This window comes from Streptomyces sp. SID3212, assembly GCF_009865405.1.
GTDB lineage: Bacteria > Actinomycetota > Actinomycetes > Streptomycetales > Streptomycetaceae > Streptomyces.
The window spans coordinates 1-1,962 of the sequence record NZ_WWJY01000918.1 but is presented as its reverse complement, the minus strand read 5'-3'; the positions used below and the strand labels follow the sequence as shown (position 1 = coordinate 1,962).

Here is a 1,962-nt window from a genome sequence, read left to right as displayed (position 1 = left end):
GCGCCCGCCCCCGGACCCGCCCCAGGACCCCGCCCCGGCGACGCGATCGCCTTCGCCGCCCCCACCTCCTGCCGCAACCCCGCCAGCACGCTCTCCTCCCTGTCCGTGGCTCCGGCCCCGTCCCCGCCCGGCTCCCCCCGTACCTCCACCAGCACCTCGCTCGACCGCAGCCGCCCCGCCATGTCCGTCAACTGGTCCGCGATATCCGCCGCCTCCGCCAGGGCGGGCGCCCGCGCGCCGTACGACACGCGCACCCGCGCCGCCGTCGTCGCGTCGACGATCCGTTCCGTCGCCACGACCAGCGGCCACCAGGCCGCCGCGCGCCTGCCGACGGGCGGCGGTTCGGTCAGCGCACGCTGGAATTCGGTGCGTACGGTCGACAGATCCCGGTAGATGCGCCGCCGCGCCCGCTCCACCTCCGCCTGGTCCGCGGTCCTCCCCGCCGCGTCGGGCATGCCGAACGCGCGCCTCACGTACTCCGCCGTCTCCTCCACCGCGTCCGCCAGCCGGTGGCCGAGGCGGGTGTGCCAGCTCTCCGGCCAGAGCAGATACCCCGCGACCAGCACGATCGCGCAGCCGATCAGGCTGTCCACCAGCCGGGGCGCCACGAGGCCGAAGCCCTGCCGGTTGAGGACGTCGGAGATCAGGAGGATCACCGGCGTGATGGCCGCCGTCTGGAACGCGTACCCCTTCGCCGACACCGCCGGGATCAACGGCGCGAGCAGCGCGACGACCAGGACGTCCCACCAGCCGATCGGGACCTCCGCCAGCACCACCCCGGCCACGACCAGCCCGACCGCCGTGCCCAGCGCGCGCAGCACCGCGCGGGAGAAGACCGAACCGAAGTCCGGCTTCAGTACGAAGGTGACGGTCAGCGCCACCCAGTAGGACCGCTGTACGGGGATCACCGCCACCAGCGTCTGCGCCAGGCCGATACAGAGCGCGAGGCGCAGCCCGTACCGCCAGGAAGCCTCGGAGAACAGCACGTCGCGCGTTGTACGGCGGACGCGGACGCGGAGGGCCGCCGGGCGGCCGAGCCGGTCGTCCATCGTGGCGGGGTTGCCCGGATCGCCGTCCGCCTCGTGCACCACCGCCGCGACGTGCCGCAGCGCGGTGTCGACGGCCCGGTCGGACGCCGTCCTGGGAGGCGGCAGGTCCAGCACCCCTTCGCCGGTACGGCCCTCGGCGACCAGGTCCGCCAGGTGCCGTACGGCCCCGGTCACCTCCGGCGGCGGCGTACGGCCCCGCAGGTGCGCGGCCTCCACCAGCGGGATGATCACGTTGAGCTGCGCGAGCAGCCGTACGAGCGGGCCGCGCCAGCCGTGGTCGCCGGCGCGGCGGGCGAGCAGCAGGTCGTACGCGTGGTTCAGGGCGAGGGTCACGGCCCGGCGGCGGCCGTCGAACTCCGGGTCGGGCGCGGCGGAGGCCTCCAGCAGATCGGCGGTGGCACGGTACGTCCCCGCCACCGCGGCCCGCTCCGGCACGCCGGCCCGGAACGGCCAGGCCAGCAGCGAGAGGAAGAGGACGAACAGGCCGCCGAGCACGATCAGCAGCGGCGGCTTCCACCACGGCGCGGGCAGGTCGAGCCCGGCCCCGACGACGGCGTTGAGCAGGAGGAGCAGTCCGCCGAACGACGCCACCGCGCCGATGGACGAGATCATGCCGGACACGAGCGCGACGAGGGCGAGGACACCGACGGCGGCCCACTCGTGCCCGAAGACGAGCGTGCCGAGGGTGACGCCGATCGCGGCGAAGAACTGGGGGACCGCCACATGGAGGATCCGCATCCGGTACGCCTCGGCGGTGTCGGAGAGGACACCGTTCAGGGCGCCGAGCGCGACGAGCGCCCCGTTCGCGCGCTGGTCGGTGCCGAAGCCGACCGCCAGGGGTGCGGCGAGGGCGACGGAGGCGCGGGCCACGGCGGGCCAGCGGATCGGGGCGGGCTGGGGGCGGAGGTTGTCC

1 protein-coding gene is annotated in these 1,962 nt (G+C 75.3%); it reads right to left on the bottom strand.

Features of this window, described 5'->3' with window-relative positions:
- A partial coding sequence (locus GT042_RS27490) for an FUSC family protein (RefSeq protein ID WP_161311417.1) occupies positions 1–1,962 on the bottom strand: 1,962 nt, incomplete at both ends.